At 61.7% G+C, this 15252-nt stretch carries 14 protein-coding genes; 1 reads left to right on the forward strand and 13 read right to left on the reverse strand.

Going from position 1 to position 15252, the window contains the following annotated elements; genetic code table 11:
* Positions 1-101: 101 nt before the first annotated feature.
* The 9 genes from HYE77_RS17590 to HYE77_RS17630 all read right to left on the reverse strand — a co-directional run bounded on the left by HYE77_RS17590 (position 102) and on the right by HYE77_RS17630 (position 10764).
* Complete coding sequence (locus tag HYE77_RS17590; protein ID WP_008432141.1) at positions 102-866, reverse strand: ABC transporter ATP-binding protein; 765 nt, start codon at positions 864-866, stop codon at positions 102-104.
* A 13-nt stretch (positions 867-879) separates the two neighbouring features.
* Positions 880-1998 (reverse strand): succinylglutamate desuccinylase/aspartoacylase family protein, encoded by a 1119-nt coding sequence (locus HYE77_RS17595; protein ID WP_177069058.1) that lies wholly within the window; start codon positions 1996-1998, stop codon positions 880-882.
* Between the two features lie 9 nt (positions 1999-2007).
* Positions 2008-2718, reverse strand: a complete 711-nt coding sequence (locus HYE77_RS17600) for an ABC transporter permease (RefSeq protein ID WP_003209532.1) — start codon at positions 2716-2718, stop codon at positions 2008-2010.
* Positions 2715-3443 (reverse strand): ABC transporter permease, encoded by a 729-nt coding sequence (locus HYE77_RS17605; protein ID WP_134325837.1) that lies wholly within the window; start codon positions 3441-3443, stop codon positions 2715-2717. The genes HYE77_RS17600 and HYE77_RS17605 overlap by 4 nt, the downstream gene beginning before the upstream one ends.
* A 57-nt stretch (positions 3444-3500) precedes the next feature.
* Complete coding sequence (locus tag HYE77_RS17610; protein ID WP_003213667.1) at positions 3501-4280, reverse strand: transporter substrate-binding domain-containing protein; 780 nt, start codon at positions 4278-4280, stop codon at positions 3501-3503.
* Positions 4281-4609: 329 nt separating this feature from the next.
* The gene (locus HYE77_RS17615; RefSeq protein ID WP_177069059.1) at positions 4610-6244 is read right to left on the reverse strand and encodes an ATP-dependent DNA ligase; all 1635 of its coding nucleotides are present in this window, start codon (positions 6242-6244) and stop codon (positions 4610-4612) included.
* Complete coding sequence (locus HYE77_RS17620) at positions 6241-7245, reverse strand: ligase-associated DNA damage response exonuclease (protein WP_008432130.1); 1005 nt, start codon at positions 7243-7245, stop codon at positions 6241-6243. The genes HYE77_RS17615 and HYE77_RS17620 overlap by 4 nt, the downstream gene beginning before the upstream one ends.
* A 199-nt stretch (positions 7246-7444) precedes the next feature.
* A complete protein-coding gene (locus HYE77_RS17625) occupies positions 7445-9886 on the reverse strand; it encodes a penicillin acylase family protein (protein ID WP_177069060.1) in 2442 nt (813 codons plus the stop codon).
* A 233-nt stretch (positions 9887-10119) separates the two neighbouring features.
* Positions 10120-10764, reverse strand: coding sequence for a glutathione binding-like protein (locus tag HYE77_RS17630; protein WP_003213676.1), 645 nt, complete (start codon positions 10762-10764; stop codon positions 10120-10122).
* Between the two features lie 96 nt (positions 10765-10860).
* Here HYE77_RS17630 and HYE77_RS17635 point away from each other — a divergent pair, with 96 nt between their 5' ends.
* Positions 10861-11412 (forward strand): cysteine hydrolase family protein, encoded by a 552-nt coding sequence (locus HYE77_RS17635; RefSeq protein WP_003213677.1) that lies wholly within the window; start codon positions 10861-10863, stop codon positions 11410-11412.
* A gap of 5 nt (positions 11413-11417) precedes the next feature.
* On the opposite strand, the gene HYE77_RS17640 is transcribed toward HYE77_RS17635, so the two are convergent.
* The 4 genes from HYE77_RS17640 to HYE77_RS17655 all read right to left on the reverse strand — a co-directional run bounded on the left by HYE77_RS17640 (position 11418) and on the right by HYE77_RS17655 (position 15250).
* Positions 11418-12206 (reverse strand): ABC transporter ATP-binding protein, encoded by a 789-nt coding sequence (locus HYE77_RS17640; RefSeq protein WP_003213680.1) that lies wholly within the window; start codon positions 12204-12206, stop codon positions 11418-11420.
* Complete coding sequence (locus HYE77_RS17645; RefSeq protein ID WP_087694269.1) at positions 12203-13261, reverse strand: iron ABC transporter permease; 1059 nt, start codon at positions 13259-13261, stop codon at positions 12203-12205. Before HYE77_RS17645 ends, HYE77_RS17640 begins: the two co-directional genes overlap by 4 nt.
* Positions 13262-13425: 164 nt before the next feature.
* Entirely contained in the window at positions 13426-14541 is a 1116-nt protein-coding gene (locus HYE77_RS17650; protein WP_177069061.1) for an ABC transporter substrate-binding protein, read from the reverse strand.
* A gap of 28 nt (positions 14542-14569) precedes the next feature.
* Complete coding sequence (locus HYE77_RS17655; protein ID WP_177069062.1) at positions 14570-15250, reverse strand: Fe2+-dependent dioxygenase; 681 nt, start codon at positions 15248-15250, stop codon at positions 14570-14572.
* Between the last annotated feature and the right edge of the window lie 2 nt (positions 15251-15252).

Consider the following 15252-nt stretch of genomic DNA (forward strand, 5'->3'; position numbering starts at 1 on the left):
CGTTTTGCTTACTTTTGCGCTCTTCAAAAGTGAGCCGCTGTAAGAGCGGAACCATAAGTGGCCGTTACCTAAATAACGGATATACACCCAACCCCTGCGGGCTACTTCAAATTCCCACTCAAAAACTGCTGCAACCGCTCGCTCTTCGGATTACCCAGCACATCCTCCGGCGCACCCTGTTCCTCCACCAACCCCTTGTGCAAAAACAGCACCTGGCTCGACACCTTGCGCGCAAAGCTCATCTCATGGGTCACCATGATCATCGTCCGGCCTTCCTCAGCCAAACCCTGGATCACCTTCAACACCTCACCCACCAACTCCGGGTCCAGCGCCGAAGTCGGCTCGTCAAACAGCATCACCTCTGGCTCCATCGCCAGCGCCCGGGCAATCGCCACCCGCTGTTGCTGGCCACCCGACAAAAACGCCGGATATTGACCGGCCACCCGCGCCGGCAACCCCACCTTGTCCAGATACCGGCGAGCGCGATCCTCGGCGTCCTTCTTGCTGCAACCCAGCACCCGGCGCGGCGCCATGGTGATGTTCTCCAGCACACTCATGTGGCTCCACAGATTGAAATGCTGAAACACCATCGCCAACCGCGTACGCAGGCGCTGCAACTCAGCATCATCCGCCACGCGCATCCCATGGCGGTCACTGACCATGCGAATCTGCTGCCCATCCAGCGTCATCGCGCCATCATTGGGCTGTTCAAGAAAATTGATACAACGCAAAAAGGTACTCTTGCCCGAGCCACTGGCGCCGATCAAGCTGATCACATCACCGGTCCTGGCCTTGAGCGAGACACCTTTGAGCACCTCATTGTCGCCATAGCTTTTATGCAGGCCTTCAACGGTCAATTTGTACATGGGGCGTGCATCCTCAAGGCGAAAGTAGGTAGCCGCTGCGATAGGCTTCAGTGCCTGCGACATGGGCAATGACCATCCCGGCAGTGGCCATGCGCCGCAGCGAACGAGCGTAAAGCAGCCCGGCATTGCGGCAATGCACTGGCGTTACGCGGTCGGAAATGGGGTCGATGATTTCGGCGATCAGTTGCCCGGCGTCCACGTATTCCCCAGGCAGCGCGCTGAATACCAGCAAACCGCCCACGGCTGTGGCCACCGGCTCGACGCCCGCCAGCGGTGTGGCGGGGTAGGGCAATTCCGGTAGCGGTGCCGGCTCGCCGCTGATTGCGCCGAAGTGAATCAGGTAATCGATGATCGCCTGGCAGTCGAGGCTGGCCAGGCCGTGGTTGACGTCGCCCTGGCCGCGCAACTCGACGGTCACCGAAAAGCTGCCCATCGGAATCGGGAAGCGCTCGCCAAACCGTTGTTGCAATTGCCACCACACCAGCGTGAAACACTCATCGAACGACTGCCCACCGGAATCGGTAGCCAACAGGCTGGCTTCCGAACCGATATAGCGCGCCAGCGGCTCCACCTGCGGCCACGCCTCGGGGGTGGTGTACAGGTGTGCAACGGCTTCGAAGTCGCAGTGCAGGTCCAGCACCATGTCGGCATCACACGCCAGTCGTTGCAGCACCAGGCGTTGGGATTCCAGTTGTGTGACGGGCGTTTGCGCCGCCAGGGCCATGGTCAGCGCATCGCGGATCAGTTCGACGTTGTGCGCAGGATCATCTCCCAGCAGGCCTTCGACTTGATTGCCAACCTCGTCGGACAGGTCGACAAACAGGCGGTTGAAGTTCTGCCCGCTTTCCAGCTCATAGCGGCCCAGGGGGATGTCCATCAACACCTGTTCCAGGCCGGTCGGGTTGGCGATCGGCACCAGCACGATCTCGCTGCGCAGGCGGCCGGCCGCAGCCAGCTCCGCCAGGCGCGCCTTCAAGTGCCAGGCCACCAGCATGCCCGGCAATTCGTCGGCGTGCAGTGACGACTGGATGTAGACCTTGCCTTCGGCCTGCTCCGGCTCGAAGTGGAAACTGTGGATTTGTCGCTCCGTGCCCGGCACCGGCGCCACAAGTGGATGAATCTGATGACGCATGAAGGCTCCTTAGTGGCTGGGGCCGAGAAAGGCCAGCCAGCGACGCTCCGCCAGACGAAACAGACCGACCAGGGCAAAGGTCACGGTCAGGTAGATCAGCGCAGCGATACCGAATGATTGAAAGGTCATGTAGGTGGCCGAGTTGGCGTCCCGGGCGACTTTCAGGATATCCGGGATGGTCGCGGTGAAGGCCACCGTCGTCGAGTGCAGCATCAGGATCACTTCATTACTGTAGTACGGCAGCGAGCGGCGCAGGGCCGACGGCATGATCACGTAGGCATACAGCTTCCAGCCGCTGAGGCCGTAGGCTTTCGCCGCTTCGACTTCGCCGTGGGCCATGCTGCGGATCGCGCCGGCAAAAATCTCCGTGGTGTAGGCGCAGGTGTTGAGGGCGAAGGCGAGAATCGTGCAGTTCATCGCATCACGAAAGAACGCGTCCAGCACCGGCTGCGCGCGAACCGCCGCGATGCTGTAGATCCCGGTGTAGCAAATCAGCAACTGGATATACAGCGGCGTGCCGCGAAACAGGTAGGTGTAGAACTGCACCGGCCAGCGCACCCAGCGATTGCGCGACACCCGCGCAATGGACAGCGGGATCGATACCAGGAAGCCGATGAAGATCGACGCGCTGAGCAGCCACATCGTCATGGCCAACCCGGTGATGTGCTGGCCGTCGCTATATAGGAAGGGGCGCCAGTATTGCTGGATAAGTTCGATCATCGCACTGCCTCCCGGGAGCCTGCGGAGTAGCGCCGTTCGAGGCGGCGCAGGACGAAGTTGGACGCGCTGGTGATCAACAGGTAGATAAACGCGGCGATCACCAGGAAATAGAACAGCTGATAAGTACTCTTGCCGGCATCCTGCGCGGCCTTGACCAGGTCGGCCAGGCCGATGATCGACACCAGGGCGGTGGCCTTGAGCATCACGCACCAGTTGTTGTTAATGCCCGGCAGGGCGAAGCGCATCATCTGCGGGAAGGTCACGAAGCGAAACCGCTGGCCACGCGTGAGCCCGTAGGCCGTGGCGGCCTCCAACTGGCCACGGGGCACGGCGAGGATCGCGCCGCGAAAGGTCTCGGTGAAATACGCACCGTAGATAAAGCCCAGGGTGATGACCCCGGCGCTGAATGGGTCGATCTCGATGTAGTCCCATTCCATAAAGTCGGTAAAGCTGGTCAGCCAGATTTGCAGGCTGTAGAAAATCAGCAGCATCAGCACCAGGTCGGGCACGCCGCGAATCAGGGTGGTGTAGATCTGCGCGGGAATCCGCAGGAACGGCAGGCTGGACAGTTTGGCGGTAGCCCCGAGCAGGCCCAGCAACACGCTGACGGCCAGGGAGAACACTGACAACTTGACGGTCATCCAGGTGCCTTGCAGCAACAGCGGGCCGAAACCCTTCAAGCTGAAGGCACTGAGCCCCAGGGTTTGCAAAAGATCTTCGAACATAAATCAGGACCTATGGCGATAAAAAAGCGCCCCTCCAGAGGAAAGGCGCCCCAGGCATTATTTGCCGCTGTACAGGTTCAGATCGCCAAAGTGTTTCTTCTGGATGGTGGCGTAGGTGCCATCATCGTGTAACGCTTTGATACCTTTATCCAACAAGGCCTTGAGGTCTTTGTTACCTTTTTTGATACCGACCGCAGTTTTGGACGGCAGCAGTGGATCGTCGATGGCCTTGCTGACTTCGTAGTCAGCACCGGCTGGCGACTTCAAAAAGCCCAGTTCGGCTTGCAGCATGTCCTGCACGGAAGCGTCCAGGCGGCCGGAAGTCAGGTCGGCGTACACCTGGTCCTGGTTGGCGTAGGCCTTGGTGGTGACACCGGCCTTGTCCAGTACGGCCTTGGCGTAGGCTTCCTGGATGGTGCCTTGCTCGTAGCCAACGCTTTTGCCCTTGAGGGACTCAGGCGTGGAGTAGTTCGCGCCCTTTTTGAACACCAGGGAAGTTGGGCCGGAGAACAGCTCGTTGGAGAAGTCGATCGCCTTTTCACGGGCTTCGGTCACGGTCATCGAGGAAATCACGCCGTCAAACTTGTTGGCGTTGAGGCCTGGAATCATGCCGTCGAAATCACTTTCGACCCACTTGCACTTGACCTTCAGCTCGGCACAGATGGCATTGCCCAGGTCGATATCGAAGCCCACCAGGCTGCCGTCAGCGGCTTTAGACTCAAACGGCGCGTAGGACGGATCGACACCAAAACGCAATTCCTTGTATTCCTTGGCCAGCGCGGAACCGGCGGCCATGCACAGAGCCAGTGCAGAAAGGGTCAGCAATGCTTTTTTCATTATGTAATCCCTGGAAACCAAGATAAGCGCTTGTGGCGCGGTTAGGACTGTTACTGAACGGTGTCAGACCGGACTCAAGTAGCAATTTCTGCACCATAGTTCCGAATGGTCGTTTTAAAAGGTGAGATTAAGGAGTTGTGCCAGTAGGAAATGCCCGAAAATGGGCATTGATCAATCTATGCATTATTTTGGGGCGTGTGAGGTTTTCAAATGTGGGAGCGGGCTTGCTCGCGAATGCGGTGGATCAGTCGGTACATGTATTGACTGACACACCGCATTCGCGAGCAAGCCCGCTCCCACATTGATCGGTGGCGTTCGTGAGAGGCGTGTCAGGCCAGTAAATCCTGCAGGGTCGCCAGGTTGTCGGCTTCCTCGACGGCCTTGTCCTGGCGCCAGCGCAACATCCTCGGGAAACGCACCGCAATCCCGCTCTTGTGCCGCTTGGACAGGGCAATCCCTTCAAAACCCAGTTCAAACACCATGCTCGGCGTGACGCTGCTCACCGGGCCGAATTTCTCCACGGTGGTCTTGCGCACGATGGCGTCGACCTTGCGCATTTCCTCATCGGTCAGCCCCGAATACGCCTTGGCGAACGGCACCAACGTACGCTCAGTACCGGGCGGGCCGTCCCACACCGCAAAGGTATAGTCGCTGTACAGGCTGGCGCGCCGGCCATGGCCGCGCTGGGCGTAGATCAACACCGCATCGACGCTGAACGGGTCGACTTTCCACTTCCACCACACGCCCATGTCCTTGGTCCGGCCCACGCCGTAGAGCCCGTCCCGGGCCTTGAGCATCATGCCTTCCACGCCCAGGCTGCGGGACGCCTCACGCTGCTCTGCCAAGTCTTGCCAGCTATCGCCGATCAGCACTGGCGACGTGCGCAACGTTGGCTGGTCGCAGTCGCTGACCACCAGCTCCAGTTGCGCCCGGCGTTCGGCCTGGGTGTGGTTGCGCCAGTCTTCGCCGTGGTGTTCCAGCAGGTCATAAGCCAGCACGGCGACCGGCGCGTCTTCGAGGATTTTCTTGCCCAGGGTCTTGCGGCCAATGCGCTGTTGCAGCAGGGCGAAGGGTTGCACCGAGTCCTTCCACACCACGATTTCGCCGTCGATCACCGTGCCATCGGGCAGGCTGTTTTCCAGGTCATGAAGCTCCGGAAAGCGCTCGGTGACCAGTTCTTCGCCCCGAGACCAGACCCACAAGCGGCCTTCGCGCTTGACCAGTTGTGCGCGGATACCGTCCCACTTCCATTCCACTTGCCAGTCAGCAGGGGAGCCGAGCAAGGCATCGAACTGCTCCACCGGCTGGGCCAGGCCATGGGCCAGGAAAAACGGATAAGGCTGCCCGCCACGCTGGGCGTGTTCGTCGGACGATTCGGCGGCAATCAGCTTCAAGTAGCCTTCGGCCGTCGGACGGTTCGACAGGTCGGTGTAGCCCACCAGCCGCTGGGCCACGCGTTTGCTGTCCAGCCCGGCCATGGCGGCCAGGGCGCGGGTGACCAGCAACTTCGACACACCGACCCGGAAGCTGCCGGTGATCAGCTTGATGCAGAGCATCAGGCTCGGCTGATCCAGCTGTGCCCACAACGCGGGCAGGCGTTCTGCCAGTTCTTCTGGCGGCAGGCCACGCAAGGGCAGGAGTTTTTCTTCCAGCCACGCGGCCAGACCATCGTCCGAGGTGTGGGGCGATTCCGGTAACAGCAGGGAAATGGTTTCCGCCAGGTCGCCTACCGACTGATAACTCTCTTCGAACAGCCACGGCTCAATGCTCGCGGCTTCGGTGGCCATGTCCCGCAGCAACCGGGTGGGCACCAGTTGTCGGGGCCGGCCTCCGGATAAAAAGTACACCGCCCACGCAGCATCTTCCGCGGGCGCCTGTAGGAAATAAGCCTGCAAGGCGGCGAGCTTGGCGTTGCTGGAGGTGGTGGCGTCGAGGTTGGCGTACAGCTCGGCGAACGCTTTCATGACGTGGCCTCCTCTTCGTCATCGCCGTATTCGGTGGTGAATCCCTGGGCATCCAGGCCCTTTTCCCGCAGGTGCCTGACCAATACGCCCACAGAACCGTGGGTGACCATTACCCGCTCGGCACCGGTTTGCTCAATGGCCCATAACAGTCCGGGCCAATCGGCGTGGTCCGAGAGCACAAAGCCGCGATCCACGCCGCGCCGCCGCCGGGTGCCGCGCAGGCGCATCCAGCCGCTGGCGAAGGCGTCGCTGTAGTCGCCGAAGCGGCGAATCCAGGTGCTGCCACCGGCGGAGGGCGGGGCGATGATCAGGGCCTGGCGCAATAAAGGGTCGGTCTTTTTGAAGTCGCCGGCGTAGAGGGTTTCAGGGATATAGATGCCAGCTTCGCGGTACACCCGGTTCAAGGGTTCGACCGCGCCATGGCTGAGGATCGGGCCGATGCTGGCGTCGATGCCGTGGAGAATCCGCTGGGCTTTGCCGAAGGAATAACAGAACAATACGCTGGCCTTGCCGGCGGCGATATTGGCCTGCCACCAGTCGTTGATCCCGGCAAAAATCTGCGCCTGGGGCTGCCAGCGGTAGATCGGCAGGCCGAAGGTCGATTCGGTGATAAACGTATGGCAGCGCACCGGTTCGAACGGCGCGCAGGTGCCGTCGGGCTCGACTTTATAGTCGCCGGAGGCGACCCAGACTTCACCCTGGTATTCCAGGCGCACCTGGGCGGAGCCGAGGACATGGCCGGCGGGGTGGAAACTCAAGGTGACGCCGTGGTGGCGCAGGCTTTCGCCGTAGGCCAGGGTTTGCAGGTTGATGTCCTGGCCGAGGCGCGAGCGCAGGATGCCTTCGCCGGGGGCTGCGGCCAGGTAGTGTTGGTTGCCGGTGCGGGCGTGGTCGCCGTGGGCGTGGGTGATGACCGAACGTTCCACCGGGCGCCAGGGGTCGATGTAGAAATCCCCGGCGGGGCAGTAGAGGCCTTCGGGCCGGGCGATAACAAGGTCCATGGGCGTGCCGTGGAGGTGGGCTTGTTAATTATGAGGCGGGGGCGGGTGGAGAAGTTCTATCGGAATGCATGCAATCAAATGTGGGAGCGGGCTTGCTCGCGAATGCGGTGTGTCAGTCAATAGCTCTGGTGACTGATCCGCCGCTTTCGCGAGCAAGCCCGCTCCCACATTTTGATCCGGTTGAGTCAGGGAAACCGGGTTACTTGCCCGGCACCAGCGTCAACCGCGTCTTCCCGTACACCCCGTCAAAGTTCTGTGGCTGCATCGGGAAGCTCAGGTATTGCGCCTTCAGCCACGGGTCGATGCCATTGGCATAGTTCGGGCTGGCCGGGTTGCCGGATTGGCCGATGCCGCTTTGGCCCATCATCGGTTCCGCCAGGCCGAAGTCGACAATCATCCGCAGCGCCGGCACCTGGGTCGTGTCGAAACTCTGGCCCCAGCTATACGGTGCGCTGTTCAGGGTGTTGTGATCGCCGCCCGCGGCCAGTGGGCCACGAATGGCCTGGCCGCTGGTGTTCTTCCAGGTGTAGCTGTGCAGTTTGCCCCACTGCCAGGCCTTGTGATCGGCGCCCAGCGCGCTGTCGCCTGCGGTGATCGCGGCGGCCAGGCTGCGGGCGAGTATCGCCGGCTTGTCGGTTTTCTGCCCGGTGCGGGCGTCATTCCAGAACGGGCTGTCTTCGCGCCCCAGCAAGTGGTCGGCCACCGCCGAGTACGACAGGTTGGCGTTACCGATAAAGGCTTTCCAGGTGGCGCTGTTTTCCGGACCGAGTTCGTCGAGGAAAATCTGCTTGGCGCTTTCCTGCAGGAACAACTCATAAATCGCCGCGTCGGCGGAGGTGGGTGCCAGCCGACCGTCGAAGGCCATCAGGCGGCTCAGTGCTTCCCGCGCCTTGGCCTGGTCTGCCACCGGCAATCCATCGATCGCCTGTTTCAGCGGCTGGGCCATGCCCGGCGCCTGGAACATGCTCTTGAGCTTGGCGGCAAACGTGGTGGTCTGGTCGTACTGCATGGCAATCATGCTGCGGCTGTCATGCTTGCTGCTGCCGGCCAGTTGCGCGATACGTTCGGCGCGTTCCGGCGCGGCCCACGAGTTGGACAGTTGCATGCCGTAGCCACGGGGAATGGTGCGCTGGTTGGCCGTGCCGATCCAACCCTGGGCCGGGTCCTGATCGTAGGGGTGCAGCATCGCGTCGGCGTAGCCATCCCAGTCGAAACGCCCGTCCCAGCCCGGCGATGGCACCAGGCCTTCGCCTTCACGGCGGTTGGGGAACCGCCCGGTCACTTGCCAGCCAATGCTGCTGGCGTCGGCGAAGACCATGTTCAAGGCAATTGCGCGAATTTCCCGGGTGGCGTCAGACGCTTTACCGGCGGTTTGCGCACGTGACAGGTCGAAGAACGCGTCCAGGCTCTTGTCGTCCTTGAAATCGGCGGTTTGCAACGCCAGGCCGTAGCCGCTGGTCAGCGACTGGGCACTGTTGAGCAGCGGCCCGTGGCGGGTTTCGTACACCGCTTCGCGAATCGGCCGCTGGCCCTTGGCGAAGTAGGTTTCATTGCGCACGATGGCGGGCAGCCATTTGCCGTTGTTTTCGTAGTACAGCGCGTTGCCCTGGCGCTTGACCTTCTCCAGGAATACGTCCTGGGTGTCACCCGAGACCTGGCTCATGCTCCAGGCCACCTTGCCGTTGAAGCCGGAAAGCAGGGTTGGCAAACCGGCGATGGACACACCGGCGGCCTGGTATTTCGGCGAGCGGATCTGCACGTAGTTCCACAGCGACGGGGCCTGCATCGAGGTCGACAGGTCATTGGCCAGCAGGCTCTTGTTACTGCGGCTGCGCTGCGGGCCGATCGCCCAGTTGCTGGAGCTGGACGTGCCCAGGGTGTTGAGGGTGTCGAGGTGCTCGCTGAGGCTGGTCAGCGCAGCGAGGCCCGGGATCTGGCCCAGGTTGATGCCCTTGAGCTTGTCGGACTCGGCCACTGGCAGCGGTTCATCCGGGTAGCTCGGGGTCAGCCAGGCGAGTTTGTCGGCACCGACTTTTTGCGCGAGCACCAATGACGACAGCTCTTCCTGCAAGTTGGTCGACTCGCTGAAATTCAGCAGGCAGAACAGCAGCGCCGAATCTTCCGGCTTCCAGTATTCAGGCTTGTAGCCAGTCTGGGCCAGGTCTGGCGGCAGCTTGTCGCGGTAGCGGAACAGGTAGGCGTTGACCCCGCGCGCATACACCTCAAAGAAGCGCTTGAGGCGCGGCGACGAGGCGTTATATAGCTCGCCGGCGCTTTTGCGCAGGTTGACCGCCCGCATGAAACGGTCGACATCCAGCACATCCGGCCCGGACATTTCCGCCAGGCGGCCCTGGGCCAGCAGGCGCAGGGTGACCATCTGGGTGATGCGGTCGCTGGCGTGCACGTAGCCCAGGGTGAACAGCGCATCGTGGAAGGTGCTGCTTTCAATCAGCGGGATGCCCTGGCTGTTACGGCGCACCGAAACGTTCTGCGCCAGGCCCTTGATCGGCTGTACGCCGGAAACCGGAGGCAGGGTGTCTTGGGTGCTCTGTAACTGGCAACCGGCCAGGCCCAAGGCACTGGCAATTGCCGCGGCAACGCCGAACCGGGGAAGAAAATGTGAGAGGGCTGGCGAGGCCATGGCAAAGCTCCTGCGGGGGGTAGCGTCAGTAAAGGCGCTACGTTAGTGAGCGCGGCGAAACGACGCAAGCGGGAGGCGATGCTTATTTCAGGATTTGCGTAAGGTTTCTAGTCGGGCACAAATCAGTGTGGGAGCGGGCTTGCTCGCGAATGCGGTGTATCAGCTAAAAGAGTTGTGGCTGATCCACCGCATTCGCGAGCAAGCCCGCTCCCACATTTTGATCCCGTTGACCTTCAGGATTTTGGCGGATTGACCTTCTGCACCAGCTCATAGGCACGCACCGTCGCCGGGCGTTGCTTGATGTGGTTGAACCAGCGTTCTACATGTGGGAAGTCTTCCAGCTTCTGGCTCTGCCACTTGTGGGAAACGATCCACGGGTAGATCGCCATGTCGGCAATGCTGTATTCCTCGCCGGCCACGAACGTGCGGTCGGCCAGGCGCCGGTCCAGCACGCCATACAGGCGGGCGGTCTCATCCACATAGCGTTTGATCGCGTAGGGAATCTTTTCCGGGGCGAACTGGCTGAAGTGGTGATTCTGGCCGGCCATCGGGCCCAGGCCACCCATTTGCCAGAACAGCCATTGCAGCGCTTCCTGACGACCACGCAGGTCCTGGGGAATGAACTTGCCGGTTTTTTCCGCGAGGTACAGCAGGATCGCACCGGATTCGAACAGGGAAATCGGCGCGCCGCCGTCGGTCGGGTTCTGATCGACGATGGCCGGGATGCGGTTATTGGGGGCGATCTTCAGGAAGTCGGGCTTGAACTGATCGCCCTGGCCGATGTTGATCGGGTGTACCTCGTAAGGCAGGCCGGCTTCTTCCAGGAACAACGACACTTTGTGACCGTTGGGGGTGGTCCAGTAATACAGGTCGATCATGAAGCTCTCCAAGGGTGGTGACGCTTGAGCGAATGCCTGTAGGTATAGGTGATGTTAGGGTGACGAAAATTCAATGAAACATTTGGGTCTATCGATATGGAAATTCGTGCGGGCGCAGCGTTGATTCTGATTGACCAGCAAAAAGGCATTCATCATCCCAGGCTGGGACGGCGCAATAATCCGCACGCCGAGGCGCGCATGCTGGCGTTGCTGGCGCATTGGCGGCGCGAAGGCTGGCCGGTGATTCATGTGCAGCATCTGTCCCATTCACCGGAATCGGTGTTCTGGCCGCAGCAGTCGGGGGTGGAGTTTCAGGATGCATTTATTCCGCAGGCGGGTGAGCAGTTGATCCAGAAACGGGTGCCGGACGCATTTTGTGGGACGGGGCTGGAAGCGAGGTTGCGTGAGGCCGGGCTTCGGCAAGTGGTGCTGGTGGGCGTGGCCACCCATAACTCGGTGGAGGCCACGGCCCGCAGTGCCGGCAACCTGGGGTTTGAGACGTGGGTTATCGAAGATGCCTGCTACACCTTCGACAAGGCGGACTTTTTCGGGCAGATGCATTCGGCGCAGGCGGTACATGCCATGTCGTTGGGCAACCTGCACGGCGAGTACGCCACCGTCATCTCTTCAGAAACCCTCCTCCCGTAGGGAGGTCAGGTTACGGCGCCGTCCACCAACACCTGCAACGTTTGTTGTGAGCATCGCTCGATGCGTACCCGCACACCATAGACTTCGGCAAACAGCGCCGTATCCAGCACGTCATCCGCCGCGCCACTGGCGTACAGCCGGCCCTGGCGCAGCACCGCGATATGGTCGGCATAGCGCGCCGCGAGGTTGATGTCGTGCAGCACCACCACGGCGATCAGGTTGTGTTCCCGCACCAGGTCGCGCACGCAATCCATGACCTTCAACTGGTAGTTCAAGTCCAGCGCACTGGTGGGTTCATCCAGCAGCATCACCTGTGGCCGACGCGCAATCAGTTGCGCCAGGCTGACCAGTTGCCGCTGGCCGCCGGATAACGTGCTCAATAGCTGATCCGCCAGATGAGCGATGCCAATCCTTTGCAACGCATCAAAGGCCTCGCGCATGCACGCGTCGCTTGAAAGCGCAATGCCCTCGACGTTCGCCACCCGCAGCGCCGCGATCACGCTTTCCATCACACTCAGGCTCAAGCCCGGCGGAAGGTTTTGCGGCATATAGGTCACACGCCGGGCGCGTTCACCGACGGACATTTTCGTCAGGTCCAGGTCACCCAATCTGACAACGCCCTGCATCTTTTCCAGCCCCGCCACCGCCCTCAGCAACGTCGACTTGCCCGCACCGTTCGGCCCGATCAACGCGGTCAGGCTGCCGTGGGCCAAGGTTGGCAAACTCAGGTCATGCACAATCTGGCGCCGGCCATAGCTGACCTGGGCGTTCTGAATCGACAGCCCGCTGCTCATAACTGCCTCCCGCGCTTGAACACCAGCAACACGAAAATCGGCACGCCCACCAGCGCGGTGACGATACCCACGGGTACGATCACCCCGGGCATGATCAGCTTGCTGGCGATGGATGACAGCGACAACAGTAACGCGCCGACAAGCGCGCTGGCCGGCAGCAGGAAGCGCTGGTCTTCACCCACCAGAATCCGCGCGATGTGCGGACCCACCAGGCCGATAAATCCGATGGTTCCCACAAACGCCACGGCGGTGGCCGACAGCAGGCTGATGCGCAACAACGAGAAAAACCGCAGGCGCTTCACATCGACACCGAAGCTTTGCGCGCGGTCTTCGCCCATGCGCAACAGGGTCAGGCGTGGCGCGGCCGCGAAGGAAAAGGGCATGACCACGGCGACCACCAACGCGAGGATGCCGAGCTTGTCCCAGTTGGCCCGGGTCACGCTGCCCAGGGTCCAGAACACCAGTTGTTGCAGCACATCTTCGGTGGCGACCAGTTGCAACAGGGCGACCACCGCGTTGCAACTGAACACCAGGGCAATCCCGAACAGCACCAGGCTTTCCACCCCGGCTCCGCGCAGGCGCGACATGGCCTGCAGCAAAAAGACCGAGGCGGCGGCAAACACAAAGGCTGAAATGGAAATCGCCGTATTGACCGACACCCACAGCGTCGTCACCGGAAACACAATCACCAGGGACGCGCCCAACGCCGCCGCCGAGGAAACCCCCAGGGTGAATGGACTGGCGAGCGGGTTGTTAAGGATCGCCTGCATCTCGGCGCCCGCCAGCGACAGCGCACAACCGACCAACACCGCCATCAAGGCGTAGGGCAGGCGCACGTTCCAGATGATCACCTGGTCGGTGGCGCTCAGGTGGGCCGGGTGCAGCAAGCCATCGAGCAGGGCGCCAAGGCCCATGCCCGACGGGCCGCTGGCCAGGTCCACGAGGATCGCGCACATCAGCGCGCCACCCAGCAGGGCCAGCAGCCAGCAACGACGCGCGAGCAGGCGGCGATAGCCTTGGCTGGCGGTGGCGAGGTCGAGGGTTTGAGTGGTCATTGGATTACACAATCTCGAAAACGATGGAGATCAAAATGTGGGAGCGGCGGTGCGACGATTCGACTTGCTCGCGAATGCGGTGCACCCGTCAGCGAATATGTCGACTGATACACCGCATTCGCGAGCAAGCCCGCTCCCACACTTACCGTGTTCCTACAGAAGAATTACTTGGGTTTGCCATCAATCCAGTAAGCACCCTGCAGCGGCATGCCGAGGAACTGTTGGTTCATCGCTTCCATGGTCGCCTTGGGATCCAGCTTGGCGAACAATTCCGGATGCACCCACTTGGCCAGCGCTTCAATCGCCAGCAGGTTGTACGGCGAGTTGTAGAAGTCATGCCACAGACCGTGGGAATTGCCCTCACGAATCGCCCGAAGGTTCACAAACTCAGGGCGGGCCAGCACGGCGTCAAACGCGGCACGCGCGTCTTCGTTGCTCACGCCAGCACCCAGAATCAACCCGGGCTTGTGATTGCCGGTGGCCACATACACATCCGGGTCAGCTTTCAGCGCGTACTCGACACTGATATCTCCCAGCGCCCCCGGCACCACGTCGGCGGCGATGTTACGCCCGCCCACCAGCTTGATCACTTCACCCATGCCGCTCTTGCCAGTGGTGTGCCCCGGTGCCTGCCAGGCGCCGGCGAGCAATTCCAGGAACACGCTCGGGCGCGGCCCGGCCGGCAAGGTGGCGACGGCGTCGGTGATCACCTTGATGTGCTGGTCATAAAAGTCGAGGAACGCCTTGGCCTGGGTTTCCCGGCCCAGGGCCTGACCCAGGGCGGTCATGCTGGCGTGGGTGCCTTGCACCGGGTTGATGCGGAAGTCGACGAACAACACTGCAATGCCCGCCTTGGCCAACACGTCCGCCACCGGGCTGTGTTCAGTCGGGCCATGGCCGGAAATGCTGAACACCGCCAGGTCCGGTTTCAGCGAAAGAATTTCCTCGGCGCTGACGCTTTGCTCCGACGCCTGGCCAATCAGCGGAATGTCTTTTACCGTCGGAAATTTCGCCACGTAGGCGTTATAGGTGTGGGCGTCCAACAGTTTCAAATCATTCTGCCAGCCGACAATCCGTTGGAATGGCGCGTCCTTGTCCAGCAAGGCAAAGGCCGAAATCAGCCGGCCTTCGCCGAGCACCACGCGCTGCACGTGGTCTGGCACCTCGACCTTGCGGCCCAGCACGTCGGTGACTTCATGGGCGGCGGCGGTTTCGGCGTGGCCGAGGATCAGCACGGCAAACAGCGCGCCCAGCTTGAGGAAGTTGCGGGGTTTCAGCATGGCGAGAACTCCAGGTGAAGGCGGCGCATCAGACATCGCTCCAGCGCCGCAAAAGGTTGTGATAGGCGCCGCTCAGTTGCAGCAACGCGTGGTCGTCGGCGTGTTGCGCGGTGAGGCGTTGAATAGCCACGTCCATGTCCAGCAGCAGTTGGCGCTGGCTGTCTTCGCGCACCAGGCTTTCGACCCAGAAGAAACTGGCGATGCGCTCGCCGCGGGTGACCGGGTTGATCTTGTGCAAACTGCTGCCGGGATAAATCAGCAGGTGCCCGGCGGGCAGCTTCACCGCGTGCTCGCCGAAGGTGTCGCGGATCACCAGTTCGCCGCCGTCGTAGCTGGCCGGATCAGCCAGGAACAAGGTGGCGGAGATGTCGGTGCGCACCCGTTCGCGCACGCCCTTGAGGCCGCGAATCGCATTGTCGATATGCCAGTCGAAGGCCTCGCCGCCGCTGTAGCGGTTGAACAGCGGCGGGTAGATTTTCTTCGGCAGGGCGGCGGACATGAACAGCGCGTTGTCCGACAGCCGAGACAGAATCTGCTCACCCAGGCGAATCGCTACCGGCGCATCTTCCGACAGCTGCCGGTTGTTTTTCGCCCTGGCCGAGCGTTGCCCGGCGGTGACCTTGCCGTCGACCCACGGTTGATCGAGCAGGGTGGCGACGGCCACCTCGACTTCTTCGGCACTCAACAGGCCGGGGATTTCGATCAGCACGG

Source organism: Pseudomonas sp. IPO3774 (assembly GCF_013386835.1).
In the GTDB taxonomy this organism is placed as follows: Bacteria; Pseudomonadota; Gammaproteobacteria; order Pseudomonadales; family Pseudomonadaceae; genus Aquipseudomonas.

Bases quoted from the DNA above. Each gene is read 5' to 3' on its own strand.
- HYE77_RS17635 (WP_003213677.1), top strand. From the start codon at position 10,861: ATGGAAATTCGTGCGGGCGCAGCGTTGATTCTGATTGACCAGCAAAAA.
- HYE77_RS17640 (WP_003213680.1), bottom strand. From the start codon at position 12,206: ATGAGCAGCGGGCTGTCGATTCAGAACGCCCAGGTCAGCTATGGCCGG.
- HYE77_RS17590 (WP_008432141.1), bottom strand. From the start codon at position 866: ATGTACAAATTGACCGTTGAAGGCCTGCATAAAAGCTATGGCGACAAT.
- HYE77_RS17630 (WP_003213676.1), bottom strand. From the start codon at position 10,764: ATGATCGACCTGTATTACTGGACCACCCCCAACGGTCACAAAGTGTCG.
- HYE77_RS17620 (WP_008432130.1), bottom strand. From the start codon at position 7,245: ATGGACCTTGTTATCGCCCGGCCCGAAGGCCTCTACTGCCCCGCCGGG.
- HYE77_RS17595 (WP_177069058.1), bottom strand. From the start codon at position 1,998: ATGCGTCATCAGATTCATCCACTTGTGGCGCCGGTGCCGGGCACGGAG.
- HYE77_RS17600 (WP_003209532.1), bottom strand. From the start codon at position 2,718: ATGATCGAACTTATCCAGCAATACTGGCGCCCCTTCCTATATAGCGAC.
- HYE77_RS17605 (WP_134325837.1), bottom strand. From the start codon at position 3,443: ATGTTCGAAGATCTTTTGCAAACCCTGGGGCTCAGTGCCTTCAGCTTG.
- HYE77_RS17650 (WP_177069061.1), bottom strand. From the start codon at position 14,541: ATGCTGAAACCCCGCAACTTCCTCAAGCTGGGCGCGCTGTTTGCCGTG.
- HYE77_RS17615 (WP_177069059.1), bottom strand. From the start codon at position 6,244: ATGAAAGCGTTCGCCGAGCTGTACGCCAACCTCGACGCCACCACCTCC.
- HYE77_RS17645 (WP_087694269.1), bottom strand. From the start codon at position 13,261: ATGACCACTCAAACCCTCGACCTCGCCACCGCCAGCCAAGGCTATCGC.
- HYE77_RS17625 (WP_177069060.1), bottom strand. From the start codon at position 9,886: ATGGCCTCGCCAGCCCTCTCACATTTTCTTCCCCGGTTCGGCGTTGCC.
- HYE77_RS17610 (WP_003213667.1), bottom strand. From the start codon at position 4,280: ATGAAAAAAGCATTGCTGACCCTTTCTGCACTGGCTCTGTGCATGGCC.